The sequence below is a fragment of the Metabacillus endolithicus genome, assembly GCF_023078335.1.
GTDB classification, from domain to species: domain Bacteria; phylum Bacillota; class Bacilli; order Bacillales; family Bacillaceae; genus Metabacillus; species Metabacillus endolithicus.
Genome location: NZ_CP095550.1, coordinates 429,416 through 449,797, shown reverse-complemented (window position 1 = coordinate 449,797; position 20,382 = coordinate 429,416). Strand labels below are relative to the sequence as shown.

General features: G+C 35.9%; 17 protein-coding genes and 3 pseudogenes. 19 read left to right on the top strand and 1 reads right to left on the bottom strand.

Annotation, left to right across the window (positions count from 1 at the left end; genetic code table 11):
* Window positions 1-60 precede the first annotated feature (60 nt).
* The 12 genes and pseudogenes from MVE64_RS02495 (at window position 61) to MVE64_RS02440 (ending at window position 12,953) form a co-directional block, all read left to right on the top strand.
* Window positions 61-321, top strand: a complete 261-nt coding sequence (locus tag MVE64_RS02495; RefSeq protein ID WP_379051989.1) for a cory-CC-star protein — start codon at window positions 61-63, stop codon at window positions 319-321.
* Window positions 302-1,272 (top strand): annotated as a pseudogene (locus MVE64_RS02490) (ArsA family ATPase). The gene MVE64_RS02495 and the pseudogene MVE64_RS02490 overlap by 20 nt, the downstream one beginning before the upstream one ends.
* Window positions 1,273-1,608: 336 nt before the next feature.
* Window positions 1,609-2,043: a YueI family protein gene (locus MVE64_RS02485; protein ID WP_231307652.1), complete on the top strand. Its 435-nt coding sequence runs from the start codon at window positions 1,609-1,611 to the stop codon at window positions 2,041-2,043.
* A 156-nt stretch (window positions 2,044-2,199) separates the two neighbouring features.
* Window positions 2,200-2,412, top strand: coding sequence for an acetyl-CoA carboxylase biotin carboxyl carrier protein subunit (locus tag MVE64_RS02480; protein WP_231307651.1), 213 nt, complete (start codon window positions 2,200-2,202; stop codon window positions 2,410-2,412).
* A 15-nt stretch (window positions 2,413-2,427) separates the two neighbouring features.
* The gene (locus MVE64_RS02475; protein WP_247343439.1) at window positions 2,428-3,333 is read left to right on the top strand and encodes a hydroxymethylglutaryl-CoA lyase; all 906 of its coding nucleotides are present in this window, start codon (window positions 2,428-2,430) and stop codon (window positions 3,331-3,333) included.
* Between the two features lie 16 nt (window positions 3,334-3,349).
* Window positions 3,350-4,892: pseudogene (locus MVE64_RS02470) on the top strand (acyl-CoA carboxylase subunit beta).
* Window positions 4,893-4,937: 45 nt separating this feature from the next.
* Window positions 4,938-6,077 (top strand): acyl-CoA dehydrogenase family protein, encoded by a 1,140-nt coding sequence (locus MVE64_RS02465; RefSeq protein WP_247343436.1) that lies wholly within the window; start codon window positions 4,938-4,940, stop codon window positions 6,075-6,077.
* Window positions 6,078-6,102: 25 nt separating this feature from the next.
* Window positions 6,103-7,443 (top strand): acetyl-CoA carboxylase biotin carboxylase subunit, encoded by a 1,341-nt coding sequence (locus tag MVE64_RS02460; RefSeq protein WP_247343433.1) that lies wholly within the window; start codon window positions 6,103-6,105, stop codon window positions 7,441-7,443.
* 14 nt (window positions 7,444-7,457) lie between these two features.
* Window positions 7,458-8,239 (top strand): annotated as a pseudogene (locus MVE64_RS02455) (enoyl-CoA hydratase).
* 205 nt (window positions 8,240-8,444) lie between these two features.
* On the top strand, window positions 8,445-8,906 hold the full coding sequence (locus MVE64_RS02450) for a DUF3052 domain-containing protein (protein WP_247343432.1): 462 nt from the start codon (window positions 8,445-8,447) through the stop codon (window positions 8,904-8,906).
* Window positions 8,907-8,976: 70 nt separating this feature from the next.
* On the top strand, window positions 8,977-10,764 hold the full coding sequence (gene pepF, locus MVE64_RS02445; protein ID WP_247343429.1) for an oligoendopeptidase F: 1,788 nt from the start codon (window positions 8,977-8,979) through the stop codon (window positions 10,762-10,764).
* Between the two features lie 188 nt (window positions 10,765-10,952).
* Window positions 10,953-12,953: a methyl-accepting chemotaxis protein gene (locus MVE64_RS02440; RefSeq protein ID WP_247343426.1), complete on the top strand. Its 2,001-nt coding sequence runs from the start codon at window positions 10,953-10,955 to the stop codon at window positions 12,951-12,953.
* A 54-nt stretch (window positions 12,954-13,007) separates the two neighbouring features.
* Here MVE64_RS02440 and MVE64_RS02435 read toward each other — a convergent pair whose 3' ends face one another.
* Window positions 13,008-13,862, bottom strand: coding sequence for a MurR/RpiR family transcriptional regulator (locus MVE64_RS02435; protein WP_247343423.1), 855 nt, complete (start codon window positions 13,860-13,862; stop codon window positions 13,008-13,010).
* Window positions 13,863-14,012: 150 nt separating this feature from the next.
* Between MVE64_RS02435 and gnd the strand changes: the two genes are divergently transcribed.
* The 7 genes from gnd (at window position 14,013) to MVE64_RS02400 (ending at window position 20,316) form a co-directional block, all read left to right on the top strand.
* Complete coding sequence (gene gnd / locus MVE64_RS02430; protein WP_247343420.1) at window positions 14,013-14,909, top strand: phosphogluconate dehydrogenase (NAD(+)-dependent, decarboxylating); 897 nt, start codon at window positions 14,013-14,015, stop codon at window positions 14,907-14,909.
* A 94-nt stretch (window positions 14,910-15,003) separates the two neighbouring features.
* Window positions 15,004-16,347, top strand: a complete 1,344-nt coding sequence (locus MVE64_RS02425; protein ID WP_098799578.1) for a GntP family permease — start codon at window positions 15,004-15,006, stop codon at window positions 16,345-16,347.
* A 54-nt stretch (window positions 16,348-16,401) separates the two neighbouring features.
* A complete protein-coding gene (gene gntK, locus MVE64_RS02420; protein ID WP_247346935.1) occupies window positions 16,402-17,940 on the top strand; it encodes a gluconokinase in 1,539 nt (512 codons plus the stop codon).
* Between the two features lie 117 nt (window positions 17,941-18,057).
* Window positions 18,058-18,888, top strand: coding sequence for a sugar phosphate isomerase/epimerase family protein (locus MVE64_RS02415; protein WP_247343417.1), 831 nt, complete (start codon window positions 18,058-18,060; stop codon window positions 18,886-18,888).
* 27 nt (window positions 18,889-18,915) lie between these two features.
* Window positions 18,916-19,446, top strand: coding sequence for an SDR family NAD(P)-dependent oxidoreductase (locus tag MVE64_RS02410; RefSeq protein ID WP_247343415.1), 531 nt, complete (start codon window positions 18,916-18,918; stop codon window positions 19,444-19,446).
* A 105-nt stretch (window positions 19,447-19,551) separates the two neighbouring features.
* The gene (locus tag MVE64_RS02405; RefSeq protein ID WP_098799582.1) at window positions 19,552-19,764 is read left to right on the top strand and encodes a hypothetical protein; all 213 of its coding nucleotides are present in this window, start codon (window positions 19,552-19,554) and stop codon (window positions 19,762-19,764) included.
* A gap of 138 nt (window positions 19,765-19,902) precedes the next feature.
* Window positions 19,903-20,316 (top strand): GNAT family N-acetyltransferase, encoded by a 414-nt coding sequence (locus MVE64_RS02400; protein WP_098799616.1) that lies wholly within the window; start codon window positions 19,903-19,905, stop codon window positions 20,314-20,316.
* The last annotated feature ends 66 nt before the right edge of the window (window positions 20,317-20,382 follow it).

The following is a 20,382-nucleotide window of genomic DNA, read 5'->3' as shown; positions in this document are numbered from 1 at the left end:
GTTGGTTATAGATTATTAGATGAAAATATTAGATTAGAAAAAAGCAGGTGAGTACATGTGATAGGACTTTCCTCCATTAAGAAAATACTTCAGCTATATGACGATATTCTCTCTGTTCAACATCGAACGGAAATAGCAAGAGAACTTAGAGATGAAGATGATTTGTTTTTATTTCTTTGTTTATCGGAAACATTAGGTCTTCCAAATCCAGCGTTTTACTACACGCTTGAGCTTTATCCTTATATAATTGAAAAATTTCATGATTGGCACTTGCGAATGGGAATGGAGAAGTCTCCATTAGATGGAATACGATGTTGCTAGGGGGAAGCTAATGATTAAGGAAGAAAAAATCTTGTTTGTTGGTGGCAAAGGCGGTGTTGGAAAATCAACAAGTGCGGCAGCAATCGCCTTAATGCTTGCAAATCTTGGGGAAAAAACCTTATTAGTGTCAACGGATCCAGCACATAATGTTGGTGATATTTTTCACAAAACTCTTAAAAATGATCCAATTCAAGTGTATCCGGGTTTGGATGCGCTTGAAATTGACCCATCTATTGAAACAAGCAACTATATTAAAAAGGTTAAGGAAAACATACGTGGTGTTGTAAAGTCACATATGCAACAAGAGGTATACCGGCAGATTGATGCTGCAAGTTCGGCCCCAGGTGCTGAGGAAGCATCATTATTTGATCGAATTGTTTCCATTATCCTTGATGAGGGAGAAGCATATGATCGAATAATCTTTGATACAGCTCCAACAGGGCATACGTTAAGATTATTAACACTTCCTGAGCTTATGAGCGTGTGGATTGATGGAATGCTTGAGCGGAGAAAAAAACGAAATGATACCTATACACAGCTCTTGAATGATGGTGAGCCAGTCGAAGATCCTGTTTTTCAAGTTCTTCAACAACGTAAAATTCGTTTTCTGAATGTGAGAAAAATCCTTCTAAACAAGAATAAGACAGGCTTTATCTTTATTTTAAATCCAGAGCGATTATCAATCATAGAAACGTCTAAAGCTGTCAAAACGTTAGCTGACCATGATTTACATGTTAGCACTCTTTTTATCAATAAAATTCTATCTCAAGAAGTTGATGGAGACTTTTGGAAAAAAGAAAGCAGAATGAACAAGATTACCTTTCCTGGATTGAAAAAGAGTTTGCGCAGCAGGATAAGCATTATATCCCTTTGTTTGAAACAGATATTAATTCTTTGGAACTTTTAAAAAGCTTTGCAACATTCTTGAACAACCATTTAAAAACAACATAAAGTGGAATGATTGATTGATGAGCGACAAAAGTACTGGAAGAGCGAGGATGGTGTCGTTCATAAGCGATATGAACGACAAAAGAAAAGGGGAGCTCTGGGGTAGTGTCGTTCATAGCCGGTATGAACGACAAAAGTAAAGTAATACACCTGTGCAATGTCTCTCATCACCCAAATTTATAAAAATCTTGAGTAGCAAATAAAACGTCTTTCACACAGCAAACGAGTTTAACGTAAAAATATTATGGTAAACTAAATAATCGATCATCCAAACCACATCTTTTTTTTATATAGAAAAATAGGATACACTAAATAAAAAGAAAAAAAGGAGGGAAACGTTTGGATCGTATAGACGAATACATTCAACAAGGAATCACTGGTCCTCGTGAAATCAATCCAGATGAACGAAGGAAATTTCTTGGCACCTTAAGAGAAAGAGTCGTTGTTGCCTTAACACAATCTCAAGTTAGAGAAAAAGGCACCTATTCTGAAGTGGAAGAGTTAATGAAACAAAATAAAGAAGCAACATTATTTCTCAATGGAAAGATGAATTATACGTATTTGTCTGACTATATTAAGCTTGCAAATAATGTTGGGAATAAGTATCTTATATCAACAGATAAAGAGCATGATACTGATTTAGGACTTGTTTTAGCCTTTGATTATGCTATTGATAAGGAGAATATATACATAACAAAAAAAGAGAATTCACAAACCCCTGAACAAGATACTGATGAAAATCACCTTGTTCAGTTTTTTAAGAAATTATTTTAAGCCAATACATGATGTGTTGGCTTTTTTCATCACTGTAGACAAAAACTGATTTTTCTAAATAATTGAAATTCAAATATCCGATTATAAGTGAATTTTTATGCGAATAGGATAGTAATAGGCATTAATATGCCATTAAGTAGGTGGGAGGGATTACTTTTGAGTCACATACAAGCAAATATGGCCGGAAGCGTTTGGAAAATACTAGTCAAGGTTGGGGAAGACGTTGCAGAAGGTCAAGATGTGGTGATTTTAGAATCAATGAAAATGGAAATTCCGATAAGCGCTGAAGAAAGTGGACTGATAAAAAGAATTAATGTAAACGAAGGTGATTTTGTCAACGAGGGTGATGTATTGGTTGAATATGAATAGAAAGGAGGAAATTTGGTGAAGTGGCCACTATCAGTTTCAATTAAGGAAGTTGGCCCTCGTGATGGCTTACAAAATGAGAAGAAATTTATTTCAACTGAAGATAAAATACAATGGATTAATCAACTTTCACATACAGGATTATCTTATATTGAAATTACATCATTTGTTCACCCAAAGTGGATTCCAGCTTTAGCTGATGCGTACTCTGTTGCAAAAGGAATCGAACGAGTTGAAGGTGTAACTTATGCTGCACTTGTTCCAAATCAAAAGGGTCTTGAAAAGGCACTTGATGCAAACATAGATGAAGTATCTATCTTTCTTTCTGCAAGTGAAACACATAATCGAAAAAACATTAACAAATCAATAAATGAGACTTTAACTATTCTTACTGATGTTGTACAAGAGTCTCTATCTTCCGGAAAATCAGTTAGAGGCTATATATCAACTGTTTTTGGATGTCCATATGAGGGTCATGTTTCTGTACAAAAAACAATGCGCATTTGTGAAGAGTTATTTGAAATGGGAGTTTATGAAGTATCTTTAGGTGATACAATTGGTGTTGCTACTCCCAAACAAGTACAAGAGATTACCACCGAGATGTTAAAAAGGTTTCATTCGGATAAACTAGCGATGCATTTTCATGATACAAGAGGAACTGCGCTCGCGAATGTAACCGCTTCCTTGAATTTAGGGATTACTCGATTTGACAGTTCTATAGGAGGCCTTGGAGGGTGTCCCTATGCACCGGGTGCATCGGGAAATGTAGCAACAGATGATTTACTATATATGTTAGAAGGAATGGAAATAGAAACAGGTATATCTAAGGATAAAATCCACAATGCTGCTTTATTTATTCAAGAAAAAATCGGACGGTCATTAGCCAGTCATAGCCTACAAGTATATCAAGCAATGCAATCATAACTCTATGAATCTGAAAATGGAGGGAGCAACTGTGACACTTGAAAAATCCTTACAAGAAAGACTTGAAAAAATAAAAAAGGGTGGACCAGATAAATATCATGAAAAAAATAAAGAAAAAGGTAAATTGTTTGTTAGGGACAGACTAGCATTATTATTTGATCAAGGTTTAGATACAGAAGACGGACTGTTTGCTAATTGTTTAGATGAAACATTACCAGCAGATGGTGTTGTAACAGGAATGGGAAAAGTAAACGGTCAGACTGTTTGTGTATTGGCAAATGACTCCACAATTAAAGCTGGTTCTTGGGGAGCAAGAACAGTAGAGAAAATGATTAGAATTCAAGAAACGGCTGAAAAATTAAAAGTACCGATGATTTATCTTGTTGATTCAGCTGGAGCAAGGATTACAGATCAAGTGGAAATGTTCCCTGGACGAAGGGGAGCAGGAAGAATTTTTTATAACCAAGTAAAGCTGTCCGGAAAAATTCCTCAAGTTTGCCTTCTGTTTGGACCATCTGCAGCAGGTGGAGCTTATATACCAGCTTTTTGTGATGTTGTAATTATGGTGGACGGAAATGCCTCCATGTACTTAGGCTCTCCACGAATGGCAGAAATGGTGATTGGTGAAAAAGTCTCCCTCGAGGAAATGGGTGGAGCAAAAATGCATTGCACAACATCAGGCTGTGGAGATATACTAGCAAAATCTGAAGAAGAAGCCATCGAATTAGTGCAATTATCTCTCATTTTTTCCAGCAAATTATACAGAAAAACCACCACAATTAGATTTGATACCTCCAAAATCCTTTGAAAAAACATTAGAAGAAATCATACCTACTAACCAAAATGCACCTTTTAATATGTACGATCTTATTGAACGAATCATTGATGCTGATTCATTTTTTGAAATAAAGAAAAAGTTTGCTCCAGAACTTATTACAGGCTTTTGTCGATTGAATGGTCACCCGGTTGGGATAATCGCCAATCAGCCGCGTGTAAAGGGCGGAGTTTTATTTCATGATTCAGCTGATAAAGCGGCTAAATTTATTACATTATGTGATGCCTTTCATATTCCATTACTTTTCTTAGCTGATATTCCTGGCTTTATGATTGGAACAAAGGTTGAACGAGCCGGAATTATCCGTCATGGAGCGAAAATGATTTCAGCTATGGCAGAGGCAACAGTTCCAAAAATATCGATTATCGTTCGTAAAGCATATGGTGCAGGTTTGTATGCAATGGCAGGTCCTGCTTTTGATCCAGATTGTTGCCTAGCGCTTCCGACTGCATCAATTGCTGTTATGGGGCCTGAAGCGGCAGTAAATGCTGTTTATGCAAATAAAATTGCCGAGCTTCCTGAGGAAGAAAGGTCACAATTTATTCAGGAAAAGCGAGATGAATATCGTGAAAACATTGATATTTATCGGTTGGCTTCTGAAATGATTATTGATGGAGTTATTCCTGCCAACTCACTAAGAAATGAGTTAATTACACGATTTGATCTTTATCGTTCAAAGTATGTTACTTTCTCAACACGTAAGCATCCTGTTTATCCCGTATAAGCATCAATCGCTCAAAACACAAGAATAGAGGGGATTGAAGAAAAAATGAATTTTGACTTATCGAAAGAGCAAGAGATGATTCGTCACATGATTCATGAGTTTGCTGAAGAACAAGTGGCCCCGGAAGCAGATGAAAGAGATCGTTCGGGGGAATTTCCGGAGAAGATTTTTCAACAGTTAGCAAAATTAGGGATGATGGGTTTACCGTTTCCTGAGCAATATGGTGGTGGTGATGCCGACACAATTAGCTTTGCCATTGTTGTTGAGGAGTTGAGTAGAGTATGTGCTTCAACAGGTATAACGTATTCTGCGCATATTTCGTTAGGTGCTGCCCCAATATTTATGTTTGGAACAGAACAGCAGAAAGAAGACTATCTCACACCATTATGTAAAGGTGAGTACTTAGGTGCCTTTGGCTTAACGGAGCCAAACGCAGGCTCTGATGCAGCAGGCACTCAGACCACAGCCATTTTAAAGGAAAATGAGTGGCAGCTTTCTGGTTCAAAATGCTTTATTACAAATGCAAGCTATGCAAAAAATTTGGCCATCACAGCTGTAACAGACCGAACAAAAGGGATAAATGGTATTAGTGCCTTTCTTGTCCCAACAGACTCTGAAGGATTTACGGTAATAGCTAATTACGAAAAAATGGGGTTACATGCATCAAACACAACAGAATTAATACTAGAAGAAGTTACGATTCCAAAGGAAAATCTTCTTGGTGTGGAAGGAAACGGATATAAACAATTTTTGGCTACACTTGATGGAGGAAGAATCGGAATTGGTGCAATGGCAGTTGGTATTGCACAGGGTGCTTATGAAAAAGCCCTTCAATATGCAAAAAATCGTACTCAGTTTGGAAAAAACTTATCAAAATTTCAGGCAATACAATTTAAATTGGCTGATATGGCAATGAATATCGAGGTTGCTCGTAATATGGTGTACAAAGCTGCATGGCTTAAAGACAAAGGAAGAGGATTTAAAACCGAAGCGGCCATGGCAAAGTTATTTTCTTCCGAAATTTGTATGAAAGTATGTGATCAGGCGATTCAAATTCATGGTGGTTATGGCTACATGAAGGAATACCAAGTAGAGCGGTTTTTCCGTGATGCAAAATTATTAGAAATTGGTGAAGGGACATCAGAGGTTCAACGAATGGTTATCGCAAAGCAAATTGGATGCTAATGATAAAAATGGAGGTGTACTTCATTTGTTCAAAAAGATACTTGTTGCAAATCGAGGAGAAATTGCGGTTCGAATTATGAGAACATGCAAATCATTAGGTATTAGAACAGTTGCTATCTATTCTGAGGCAGATCAGGACGCTCCACACAGACGATTTGCTGATGAAGCATATCTGGTAGGTGGGCCACGTGTGGCAGACAGTTATTTAAAGATCGATACTATTATTGAAATTGCAAAAGAGGTAGGTGCTGAAGCTGTTCATCCAGGCTACGGACTATTATCTGAAAATCCAGAGTTTGCTAGAAAATGTGAAGAAGAGGGACTTGTTTTTGTTGGACCGTCTCCGCAGGTAATTGCTAGCATGGGAAGTAAAATTGAAGCACGTAAAATAATGAAGCAAGCCGGAGTACCTGTTGTTCCTGGTATTTTAACTTCTTTATCAAATTCAGAACAAGCAGTTAAGGTTGCAAAAGAAATTGGTTATCCAATCATGTTAAAGGCCTCTTCTGGTGGCGGTGGAATAGGAATGCAGATTGTTAGAAATGATGAAGAAATGGTAAAGGCTTTTGAAGGAAATCAAAAAAGAGCCATTGCATTTTTCGGCAACGGAGAGATGTATTTAGAAAAGTACATCGAAAACCCGAGACATATTGAAATACAACTTTTAGCAGATAGCAAAGGAAATACTGTGTATCTATGGGAAAGGGAATGTTCGATACAAAGAAGACATCAAAAAATCGTAGAAGAAGCTCCATCAGCTTTTGTAGATTATGACTTAAGAAAAAATATAGGGGAAACAGCTGTTCAAGCAGCAAAGGCAATAGGCTATCAAAATGCAGGAACAATTGAGTTTTTAGTAGATGAAAACAAAAGCTTCTATTTTCTTGAAATGAATACAAGGTTACAGGTCGAGCATCCTGTAACAGAAGAAATTACCGGAATTGATCTAGTCGAAGAACAGCTGCGGTTGGCAGCAGGAGAATTGTTGCGTTTTTCTCAAGAACAAATACCTCTAAATGGACATTCCATTGAAGTTCGAATCTATGCGGAAGATCCGAAAACCTTTTATCCTTCACCTGGGACTATTACTTCTCTTTCCTTACCAGAAGTAGATAAAATTAGGCATGAGCTCGGGGTACATGAGCAATCAATTGTTACTCCTTACTACGATCCGATGATTGCAAAGTTAATAGTTAAGGGAAAAGATCGTGAGGATGCGATCAAAAAACTTCAACTTGCATTATCTGAATACCACGTTGGAGGTATTAAAACAAATATTCCTATTCTTAGAGAGATTGTTGAACATAGTGCATTTCAATCTGGTGATACAACAACTAATTTTCTGGCAAAATACTTCGGTCGGTAGGAGAAGATGTATTGATGAATAACAAAGCAATCATAACAGTTATAAATGAAGGTATTTTAAAGATTGAATTAAATCGCCCTAAAGCAGCAAATGCATTGTCTATTACTATGTTAAAAGAACTTCAAGAAGCTTTTGAGCTTGCTAAATATGAACAAAGCATTAGATGTATTGTGATAACAGGATCTGGGGGAAAAGTGTTCTGTGCAGGAGCTGATTTAAAGGAACGTTCAGAAATGGATGCTATTTCAGTAAAAAAAACAGTATCTTTGATTAGAGAGACAATAAATAAACTAGAAACTTTGCCTCAGCCCGTGATTGCGGCAATTAATGGAGCTGCATTTGGTGGAGGGTTGGAGCTTGCTTTAGCGTGTGATATTCGAGTTGCTTCCCGAACTGCTAAACTTGGATTAACGGAAACATCACTTGGAATCATTCCTGGTGCAGGGGGAACGCAAAGATTGCCTCAGTTAATAGGAAAAGGAAAAGCAAAGGAATTAATTTTCACTGCTAGAAAAATAGCCGCAGAAGAAGCGCTCCAAATAGGCTTAGTAGAATATGTTGAAGAGCCTGAGAATGTAGGAAGGAAGGCAATTGAGATTGCCAGGGAAATTGCTCAGAACGCTCCAATTGCTATTACGCAAGCGAAAAAAGCGATTAATGAAGGGTATCATGTTAACCTAACAACAGGCTAAGTATTGAGAGAGCAGCATATGAAATGACCATCCCAACAAAGGATCGATTAGAAGGGTTAAAGGCATTTAAAGAAAAGCGAAAACCGCATTATATAGGAGAATAAGAGGAAAACAGGACAATGTTTGATGTCCTGTTTTTTAATTAATTAGATAATATTATTATGTAAACTATACAGTTTTTTAACGTAACAGTTGGTGAAATGGAACTTCTATAAACTTTGTTAATAGTCAGTTTATTTTCGCATTGCGTTTCATTTGAGGAAAGTGATATATATAGGATAATGTAAATTTAGAATGGAGTGACACCACATGGTAGAAAGTAATCCAATACTGAAGAAACTACAATTTAAAGATAGTGGACAACCAGTGCTGATAATGAATCACCCTAATTCCTACAATGAAGTTATTTCATCCTTTACAGGAGACGTTCATAACGAAGCTAAAAGCGATGAGTATGATTTTGTACAGATTTTCGGTACAGCAAATGATCAATTGAAGTCTCTTGCTCAAGTAGCAGTACAAGCTATTAAGGAAGATGGTTTATTTTGGATTTGTTACCCTAAAAAATCATCAAAAACATATAAGGGTTCTGACTGCAGCCGTGAAACAGTTGGTGGATTATTAGCTGCGGAGGGATATGAACCGGTTCGGCAAATAGCCATAGATGAGGATTGGTCAGCTTTACGGTTCCGTAAAGTTGAAAAGATAAAAAAGATGTCGCGTAAATTTGCTGTAACTGACGAAGGAAAGCAGCGTACTGAGCAAATTTAATAATGAAAAGGGTAAAAACAACAGACGTAGAATATAGTAGTAAAGGCACCTTTTAGAAAGGGGAGATTTCATGACAACATACACTTCCAGAAAAGATGTTCCGATTGAGGAAAAATGGAATTTAGATGACCTTTATTCAGACCTGAAAGATTGGGAGAAAGACTATAATACAATTAATGAAAAAGTAGAAGAATTAAAGAGTTTTGACGGAAATATTCATGACGGCCCATCACTTTACTCATTTTTAAAGAAAAAGGAAGAAATGTCTTTTACCTTTAACAAGCTTTATGCGTATGCAATGTTAAATGTGGATGAAGATACACGAGAAACAAGTTCACAATCGCTTTTAGAACGTGCTAAACAACTAAGTATAAAAGCTGGCTCATCAACTTCTTTTTTTATGCCATTTCTTTTGAGCTTAAAGGAAGAAACATTAAAAGAATACATAACATCAGAACAAAAGCTTGAGTATTTCGAGGAAGACTTATGGGAATCATTCCGTTACAAAAAGCATGTATTAAGTAAAGAGCAAGAAGAAGTGATTTCAAAGCTTGGTGAAGCTCTATCTTCACCAAGTCACACATTTGGCATGATGAACAATGCTGATATCAAGTTTGGAGAAGTAACAAGCGATGATGGTGAAAAAGTTGAATTAACAAGAGGCATGTATGCAAAAATAATCGAGGATGAAAATCGAGAAAAACGTAAAGAAGCATACAAAGCATATTATAAACCATATCTGCAACTCAAAAATTCGATCGCTTCGACTTTGTCATCTGCTATTAAAAACAACGTCACAATGGCAAAGTTACGAAATTACCCTTCTGCCTTAGAGAAAGCATTATTTGGTGATAATGTTCCTAGAGAAGTATATGAGAATTTAATTGAAACAACGAAGCAAAATATCTCATCTTTGCATCAATACTCTAAGCTTCGTAAGCAAAAATTACAACTTGATGAACTTAGACAATATGATTTAAGCGTTCCATTAGTAAGTGGTGTAAAGCAAGAAATAACATATGACAAGGCATATGAGATCATGTGTGAAGCTCTTTCACCATTAGGCGAAGATTACATCAAAACACTAAGGGAATTTAAGGAAAACCGATATCTTGATGTGAGGGAAACACCAGGTAAGCGATCGGGTGCATATAACCTTGGAGTTTATGGCGTTCATCCGTATATTCTTTTAAACCATCAAGACAATTTGGACAGTTTGTTTACTTTGGTTCATGAATGCGGTCATGGTGTTCATAGCAAGTTAAGCTCGTTACATCAACCACAAATCACAGCGCGCTACAGCATATTTGTTGCAGAAGTTGCTTCTACTGTTAACGAAGTGCTTTTAATTAACTACCTTTTAGATAAAGAAGAAAATGCAGATGTACGAAAGCATTTGGTTAATCATTTTATTGATCAATTTAAAGGAACATTTTTTACACAAGTCATGTTTGCAGAATTTGAAATGAAAACACATGAAATGGCAGAGAAGGGAATGCCACTTAATGTAGAAGTTTTTAATACAACATATGAGGGGTTGTTCCGTGAATATTACGGAGATGAAGTTGTTTTTGATGAAGAGGTAAAATACGGCTGGTCAAGAATTCCTCATTTCTACCGTCCTTTTTATGTGTATAAATACGCGACAGGCTTTGCTTCAGCTATTCACCTTGCTACAAAAATTTTAGAAGGTGATGAAAAAACATTACATTCTTACTTGGAATTTTTAAAAAGTGGAAGTGCTGATTATCCATTGGAATTATTAAAAAGTACCGGTGTGGATTTAACTGCACCATATCCGATTGAAAACTCATTAAAGAAATTCAAGGAACTTGTTGAGGAATTTTCTTCATTATAATTCAAAACAGAGAAGACAATGATGGTTTGTCTTCTCTGTTTTTTATGCTTTAGTAATTTTTAAATGATATTATTAGGTATATATACCTAACTAATCCTAAAAAGTAACAAAAATCGACTTTTCTTTTTTATCCGATAGACCTATAAATAAAGATACTAATGTATATTTATTTAAGGGGGAAGTCAAATATGAAAAAATCTATTTTTTCGATCAAAAAGATAAGAACAAAGCTCATTATTATTTTCTTACTAATTGGACTAGTCCCATTAGGAACTGCATCTGCCATTATTTACTCACTTAACAGTAAGGAATTAATAAAGAAAGAGGAAGTAGGGCTAAGAGATTTAGCAAAAAGTACTTCAAACAGTATAGAACAATGGCTAGACAAAAGAATGAGTGAGATACAGCTAGCCTCAAAAACAGATACAATGAGCTCTCTAAATCCAAAACGACAGTTAAGCTTTATAAAAAAAATAAAAGACCAATCAGAAGCTTATGAAACTGTCGTTTTCACGGATAAAGAAGGAATTGTTAGAGCTCATACAACGGAAGAAAATATTGGTGTGATGAATCTTGCAGATCGCGAGTATTTCAAGCAAGGTTTAAAGGGCGAGAGTAATATTTCCAATGTATTGACGTCAAAAGCAACCGGTAACAGAATTTTAGTTCTCGCAACTCCTGTTAAAGATGAAAAAGGTGAGATTCTTGGAGTTTTGTCAGCTTCGGTAAATTTTGAGCTTGTTATTCAAGAGTTTGTAGGGAGTAATATAGAAAAATCAATCATTCCGAACTTGGTAGACAACGAAGGTATTTTACAAGTACACCCAACAAAAGACTGGGTTGGAAAAGCTGTTGAAGAAACGTCAATTTCACAAGATGTTCAGCAATTAATTAAAAAAGGAAAAACAGAATCCGGATATTCAATCGTAGAAGATGAAGGAAAGGAATATGTAATTGCATATACACCAATTGAAATTTCTGGTTATGTATTATATTTTAAAACACCAATTGAACTAGTCCTTTCAGCAACAAACCATATTAAAAATATGACCTTTTTAATCTTTGGAATTTCATTTATCCTAATTGTGTTATTAGCTATATTCGTTTCTAATTCAATAAGTAAACCTCTTACAAATGTTACTCGTCACATTAAGAAAATTGCAGAAGGTGATTTAACGGGAGAAAATATAGAGGTTAGAACAAAAGATGAAATAGGAATATTAACAAGTAGTATTAATACAATGTCAGGAAATTTAAAAGAACTTATACAAGAGGTAAATCAGAGCTCAGAGCTTGTTGCTGCTCATTCTGAAGAGTTAACTGCCAGTGCAGAGGAATCTAAGACGACAACAGAGTATATAACAACTGCTATCCAGGAAGTAGCAAGCGGAGCGGATTCTCAGAGTGAAAAAGTTTCTCACAGTGAAAAAGCATTAGAAACGATGGCAATGGGAATTTCTCAAATTGCTATTTCATCTTCATCCATTTCAGAAACGTCACAAAGCACTATTGATAAAGCTCAAACAGGTGGAGAGTCTGTAAAACAAACTGTAGAACAAATGAAGTCGATTCAATCATCTGTTCAAACATCAAATGAAATGATTAAATCACTTGACGAGCGCTCAAAACAAATTGGAAATATCGTTGAAGTCATAACAGGTATTGCTGATCAAACCAATTTATTAGCATTAAATGCAGCGATTGAAGCGGCTCGTGCAGGTGAACAGGGGAAAGGATTTGCAGTTGTTGCAGATGAGGTGAGAAAGTTAGCTGAAGAATCGAAAAAATCTTCTGATCAAATTCGCCAACTAATTTCATCCATACAATACGAAATGATTAGCTCACTTAAAGGAATGGGTCAGGTGACACAAGACGTTAATGATGGATTAGAGCTAGCAAATAGAACACAAGGAAATTTTTTCGAAATTATAGAATCAACGAAACTTGTTTCAGAACAAATAGATCAAATGGCAGCTACTGCTCAAGAAATTTCAGTTGTTACGGCTGAGGCTGCAGTTTCTTTCGGTGAGATATCAAATATTACTAAAGAAACAACAGCAAGTACACAGGAAGTTGCTTCTTCATCAGAAGAACAATTAGGATCTATGGAGGAGATTGCTACATCTGCTCAATCATTGAGTGAAATGGCAGTAAACCTGAGAGAAATGATCAGTAAGTTTAAAGTTTAAAAAACACAAAAACACCTCTTCTCTGGGAGGTGTTTTTTGTGTTAATAGCTTCTGTTAAATCCTCTTCACAAGAATAGCCTCACGCATTTTCTTTAATGCTTCTTTTCCTTCATTGCCACGTTTTAATAAAATATTCACATAAAGAACATCAATTAGCGTTAGTTGTGCGATTCGAGATGATAAAGCTTCTGATCGATATTCGGTTTCCTCAGACACTGTATAGAGAGGAATATCAACGGCTGCACTTAACGGAGACTTCGCATAATTGGTAATTGCGATCATTTTCGCTCCCGTGGATTTTACTACATTCAAGATATGAAGAATATCTTTCGAAGAACCTGAATGAGAAATAAAAACGGCGCAGTCTTTTTCCGTCATTTGCGATGCTGCCATTAGCTGGAAGTGTGTATCAATAACAGAGTGAACCTTTAAGCCTGTTCGCACCAGTTTGTGATAGGCATCAAGGGCGATAATGCTTGAACCGCCGCTCCCAAAAAATTCAATCGAATTTGCACTAATCATGCAATCAACAGCTGCTTGTAAATGTTCCTCATTTAACACAGATAATGAATCTTCAATCGTCTTTATATTTGATCGAAATACTTTTGAAGCCACTGTATCAACCGTGTCACCCTCCGTAACTTTTTCATGAATATCCTGAATAGGCGAGACAACTTCGGATGCAAGGGCAATTTTCATTGCTTGATACCCTTTATACCCAAGTCGTTTACAAAAACGGAAAACAGTTGAATCGGCAACCTCTAAATCTTCTGCTAATTGATTAATGGAAGAATGAATAATTTTATTTGGGTTTTTTAAAATATAATCGGCAATCTTTCTTTCTGTAACACTGAACTTTGGATAGAGCTTGCGAATCGTGACCAAACAAGGCTCCTGAGTTTTTTTCATAAATCTTCCCTCCTGATAGGCTTTCTTTTATTATACTAAATTTCACAAAAAGAAAAAATATTTTTCTGGAATCGCTTGCAAAAAGAATTTTTTTTCATATAATAAAGATATCAAGAAAATTTATTCCGTAAACAGTTAGGAGAAATACACATGCAAATAGGAATGATAGGCTTAGGAAAGATGGGATATCAGTTATCTCTTAATTTAGTAGATAAAGAGTATGATGTTGTAGCCTTTGATGTTAATGAAGAATCTATGAAAAAAATTTCCTCAATGGGAGTACAAACAGCAAATTCAATTCAAGAGTTGGTTAGTAAACTATCAAAACCAAGAACCGTTTGGATGATGGTCCCAGCTGGAGAGGCAACACAATCTGTTTTTGAACAATTGCTTCCATATTTAGAAGAGGGAGATCGAATTATAGATGGTGGTAATGCCCACTACAAAGATTCATTAAGAAGAAATGAAGAGTGTGAAACGAACGGAATTTATTTCTTTGATTGTGGAACAAGTGGTGGTGTAGATGGTGCTCGTAATGGAGCTTGCACAATGATAGGTGGAAATGAAGAGGTTTTTAAAGAAATTGAACCGGTTTTCAAAGACATAACAGTTGAGAACGGTTACCTTTATTCTGGAAAAGCAGGTAGTGGTCATTTTCTGAAAATGGTTCATAACGGAATAGAATACGGGATGATGCAAGCGATTGCGGAAGGATTTGATCTTCTTGAGAAAAGTCCATTTGACTATGATTACGAAAAAGTCGCAAGAGTTTGGAACAATGGATCTGTTATCCGTTCTTGGTTAATGGAGTTAACGGAAAATGCATTTTCTAAAGATGAAAAGCTCGAAGGAATTAAAGGAATCATGCATTCATCTGGTGAAGGAAAGTGGACGGTTGAAACGGCACTTGATCTTCAAACTGCTGCACCTGTTATTACGATGGCATTGATGATGAGATATCGTTCGCTTGAAGATGATACGTTTACAGGTAAAGTTGTCGCAGCACTTCGTAACGAATTTGGCGGACATGCTGTAGAGAAAAAATAAATTTTTTTCGAAAATTAGGAAGACTAAGAAGATAGCGTTTTAAAAACAGCGCTTTCTTCTTACCCCAAATCAAGTAAGGAAGGTAGTGTTCTAGATGTCAGATCAAATGTTAATTTTAGTGGCATTAGCCGGAATTTTTCTTTTGTTATTTTTAGTTATTCGTACCAAATTACACGCATTCGTTGCGTTATTATTAGTCAGTTTAATTGTAGGTATTTTAGCAGGAATGCCTTTAAATGAAGTTGTGACCTCAATGCAAAACGGTATGGGTGGAACCCTTGGATTCGTAGCAGTTGTTGTTGGTTTAGGTGCAATGTTTGGTCAAATGCTTGAAGTTTCAGGTGGTGCTGAGCGTTTAGCACAAACGCTTGTTAAAAAATTTGGTGAAGATAAATCACAGTGGGCGTTAGGTGTAACAGGTTTCCTTGTAGCGATCCCGGTATTCTTTGATGTTGGATTTATCATCTTAGTACCAATCGTTTATGGTTTAGCAAAGAAAACAGGAAAATCATTATTATACTATGGTATTCCATTGTTAGCAGGATTAGCTGTAACACATAGCTTTATTCCTCCAACACCAGGTCCTATTGCTGTTGCTGACTTAATCGGTGCTGATCTAGGTTGGGTTATCTTATTCGGTACAATTGCAGGTATTCCTGCGATGATCATTGCTGGACCACTTTTCGCAAAATATATTTCGAAAAAATTACATGTTGTTGTTCCAGATTATATGAACTTAGAAGAAATTGAGTATGACAAAGAGTTACCTAGCTTTAAATTAATTGCTTCATTAATTATGATTCCACTAGTTTTGATTTTACTGAATACGGTTTCAGGAGTATTATTAGAAGAAGGAAATATTGTACGTTCGATTCTTACATTCCTGGGACATCCTTTCGTAGCATTAACAATTGCAACGATCTTAACTTTTGTCTTCTTAGGAACAAAACGTGGATATTCTCGTCAAGAAGTACAAGATATTGCGACAAAGGCATTAGAACCAGCGGGTATTATCATTTTAGTAACAGGTGCTGGTGGGGTATTTAAGCAAATCTTAATTGATTCCGGTGTAGGTCAAGTTCTTGGTGATATGATGGCAGGATCTGCTCTACCACCAATTTTGTTAGCGTTTTTAATTGCAGCAGCAGTTCGTGTTGCACAAGGTTCTGCAACCGTTTCAATGGTTACTGCAGCAGGATTAATGGCTCCACTTATCGAAATCTTAGGATTACAAGGACCTGTACTTGGATTACTTGTTATCGCGATTGCATCTGGTGCAACTGTACTATCACATGTAAACGATTCAGGTTTCTGGTTAGTAGGACGTTATTTTGGTATTAGCGTAAAAGACACATTAAAATCTTGGACGGTAATGGAAACATTAATTGGTTTAGTGGGTGTAACAGTAGCGTTAATTTTAGGAGTATTTATTGGATAATAAAGGATAAGGGACGACCATACCGGTTTTCCCTTTTCTCTCATTTAGGAGGATATTGCTATGGGTAAGTATATGATGGGCGTTGATATTGGTACAACAAGTACTAAAGCTGTACTTTTTAATGAAGAAGGAAAAGCTGTTAGTCGATTTGGTGTTGAGTATCCACTTTATACACCAACACCAGCAACAGCTGAACAAGATCCAGAAGAGATTTTTCAAGCAGTTCTTACAGTTATGAAAAACAGTTTGGTAGAAGCAAATGTTTCAGGTGAGCAAGTTCGCTTTGTATCCTTTAGTTCTGCCATGCATAGTTTAATTGTTGTTGATGGAGAAGGACAACCGATAACAAAGTCAATTACATGGGCTGATAACCGCAGTGCAGAATATGCTGATAAATTAAAACAAGAACATAATGGACATGAAATATACTTACGTACAGGTACACCGATTCACCCAATGTCACCCTTAGTTAAACTGTTTTGGTTAAATACTGAACATAAAGAGTATTTTAATCAAGGTAACAAATTCATTTCAATTAAAGAGTATGTTTTTTATCGATTATTTGGTGAATATGTGATAGATTATTCAATTGCTTCTGCAACCGGGATGTTTAACCTTGAAAAGCTGGATTGGGATGATGAAGCTCTTGAGATTGTTGGTGTAAAAAGAGAACAGTTATCAAAGCCATTAAGTACAACAGAAAGTATTAAAGGCTTAGATCCGGAATTTGCAAAATTCACAGGTTTACCTGTTGATACACCATTTATTGTGGGAGCAAGTGACGGGGTACTTTCCAATCTTGGAGTGAATGCCATTGAGCCTGGTGTTGTAGCAGTAACAATTGGAACAAGTGGGGCTATTCGTGCTGTAACAGATCGCCCTGTAACAGATCCAAAAGGAAGGATCTTCTGCTATGCGCTAACAGATAAGCACTGGGTAATTGGTGGACCTGTGAATAATGGTGGCATGATTTTTCGATGGGTGAGAGATGAATTAGCAAACGCAGAGGTTGAAACAGCTAAAAGGCTAGGAAAGGATCCTTATGATGTGTTAACTGAAATTGCGGCTACAGTTGCTCCTGGATCAAATGGATTAATTTTTCATCCGTATATGGCAGGAGAGCGAGCTCCTCTTTGGAATGCAAATGCACGTGGTTCATTCTTTGGTTTAGGCTTGCATCATAAAAAAGAACATATGATTCGTGCAGTCCTAGAAGGTATTATGATGAATTTATACAGTGTTCTGCTTGCTCTTGAGGAATTAATCGGAACTCCGACTCGTGTACAAGCAACAGGAGGGTTTGCTCGGTCAGTGTTTTGGCGACAAATGCTAGCTGATGTTTTTGACCAAGAAGTTACAATTCCAGAAAGTTTTGAGAGCTCATGTTTAGGTGCAATTGTGTTAGGAAAATATGGACTTGGAGAAATTGAGTCCTTAAGTGAAGTGGAAAAGATGGTGGGATCACTTCATTCACATCAGCCGAATAAAGAAGCAACGGCTGCTTATCGCGAACTCATGCCAATCTTCATTCGCTTACCGAGATTACTTGAAAAGGAATATAACGCAATTAGTGAGTATCAAAATAAATTTTAATAAAACTGTATGGCGTGTAAAGAATGAATAACCTTTACACGCCTTTTAGTCTATTTAATAGAGGAAAAAATGAAAGTTGTGTGGAATATCAATTAAAAACAAGTAGGAGGTTTTTTTATGTCTCATTTATCTCTAACAACCTGGAGTCTTCATCGAGAGCTTGGTCCATTGCGCTGGACATACTGGGATGATGTGGAGAAAACACATAAAACACGTATAGAGCAACAACCGGAAAATACTAAATTAGTGGGATTACCATCTATATTGGAAAAACAGGGCCTTAAATCACTAGAAGTTTGCCATTTTCACTTTCAAAATACCGAAAATGAATACCTCGTAGAAATGAGAAATGCTTTTAAAAAATCAGGAATAACCTTTCATTGCTTATTATTGGATTATGGTGATATTAGTTCTCCAGATGATGAGCGAAGAAAATCAGACATAAAATTTATAAAAAAATGGATTGATATCGCTGAGAAGGTAGAAGCAAAAAGTATTCGGGTAATTGGTGGAGAAGCAAACCCGAGTGATACAGCAGCATTAGAACGGTCAATGGATAGTTTTCAACAATTAATTGATTACGCTGAGCCAAAAGGTGTTCGCGTTGTAACGGAAAATTTTAAATCGCTTACATCAACTAAAGAAAATTGTGAGAAACTCATTAGCTCATTCAATAAGAAATTAGGATTAACAGTCGATTTTGGAAACTTTGAACAAGGAGTTAAATTTGACTCGATTCAAGCTTTAGTTCCTTTTGCAGAATCTATACATGCAAAAGCGAATTATGATCATAATGGTTTAATAGATAAAGGAGAATTTGAAAAATCATTACAAATTGTAGCAAACAGTGATTACAATGGTCCGATTACGTTAGTTTATGATGGTCCAGGTAATTTATGGGATGGAATAAATGAAGTCAAGATGATAGCTGAAAAATATTGTGACTAACTGTTTGTTAGTGCCGGAGGGATTGGCTTGAAGTGTGCTTTGGTTATAGGTGGTTCTGGAATGTTAACAGACGTTTCAATTCTATTAGCTGAAACTGGCTATCTTGTATATGTAGTCGGAAGAAGTACTGAGAAAATGAACAATTTATTAAAAAAATCAAATGACAACAAAAATCTTATACCTGTATTTATTGACTATTCAAATGAGCAAAGCTTGAATAAGAAAATAGATGAAATCATCCAAGAAAACAATACCATTCATTTAATTGTAGCTTGGGTTCATTCATATGCTGAGCATGCCATTCAATCAATTATAAACGGAATACCGAGTACATCTGAATCATCTAGATTTGTCCATGTACTTGGCAGTCGCTCGAACTTAGATAAAATAAAGACAGAACTGACAATTCCTAATCACTGTTTTTATAGTCAAGTGAAATTGGGGTATATGATGCAAGACGATGAAAAACGATGGTTGACACATGAAGAAATTTGCAACGGTATTATAAAAACAATCAATAATAAGAAAAACGTTCATGTTGTAGGAATGTTAAGTTAATGACTACTATATTCAAATATGTAAGGAAAATGAAATAAATGCCTATAACGCTTACTCCTTTATTGAATAAAATATAACGACTATAGGGGTAAAGGAGTGGGGAAAATGTCTAAAAGAAAAGAACAAGTGATTAAGGTTGATACATTAGTTATCCACGCGAAGGAAGTAAAAGTGGTAGAAGATCGTGACAAACATGATGACTACAGAGATGATGATCGTTATGAAAGAAGAAGAGATCCTTGGGGTATGTTCTGGGGAAGAAGACCAGTTGTAGATGTTGAAGAAGACCGAGATGATTACAAAGAAGACGATAAATAAAAAACATCAAATAGACGGGGAAACTCGTCTTTTTTTGTAAATAAAATTTTTTTGTTTTTAGTTGAATTTTTATTCAAGTTATTGTATAAATATATGTATAGTTACATAACGATACAATGAATATAGAAGGTGAATAGAATGAGCCATCAATTTTCCGATCAACTTCCTTCCTTTGAACAATTCGTTTCTTTGCATGAAGCGAGTGGATTAATAAAAAGTAAAAAAGGTACGTATACGAGGGAACAATTATATCAAGCAGCTGAGAATAGCTGGTATCACATATCCATTTATGACCAAGACCAACTAATTGCATTTGGAAGAATGATCTCTGATGGTGTTTATCAAGCATTAATTTGTGATGTTATGGTTGATCCTTCTTATCAAAAACAAGGTTTAGGTAAAAAAATAATTGAAGCACTTTTACAAAAATGTAAAGACTCTGGTATACAATCTGTTCAGCTTTTTTCTGCAAAAGGAAAGCAGCAGTTTTATAAAAAATTAGGATTTGAAGAAAGAGAGCTAGATGCTCCTGGAATGTCACTTATAATATAGAAAACTCAGTGTATAAAGAAACACTGAGTTTTTTTTATAAAGTATTAGTACCAAGTTCTAATAACA